Raw genomic sequence first — 292 nt, 5'->3', positions numbered from 1 at the left:
CGCCGCTAACGCGTTTCACTTCTGAGTTCGGAATGGGATCAGGTGGGACCACGTCGCTATTGCCGTCAGGCATTAACTGGTTGTTACCGACTGCGTAGTCAGTAACTTAACAATTTCAGAAAGCTTTCTATCAGTATCAATCAGAGTAACGCTACTCTAACTCTTAATTAGTCAGTCAATAACTCACAACACACTAAATGTTAAAGCCATTTAGGCGTTGTATGGTTAAGCCTCACGGGCAATTAGTACAGGTTAGCTTAATGCCTTGCAACACTTCCACATCCTGCCTATC

The 292-nt window shown here is 43.8% G+C and carries 1 rRNA gene; it reads right to left on the bottom strand.

Features of this window, described 5'->3' with window-relative positions:
* A 5S ribosomal RNA gene (gene rrf, locus ACXAGX_RS20625) occupies positions 1-70 on the bottom strand; the annotation flags it as partial.
* Between the last annotated feature and the right edge of the window lie 222 nt (positions 71-292).

Source organism: Alteromonas sp. ABV4_515, assembly GCF_056160345.1.
The sequence above is the reverse complement of the archived record's forward strand: the minus strand, read 5'-3'. Positions and strand labels throughout refer to the sequence as shown.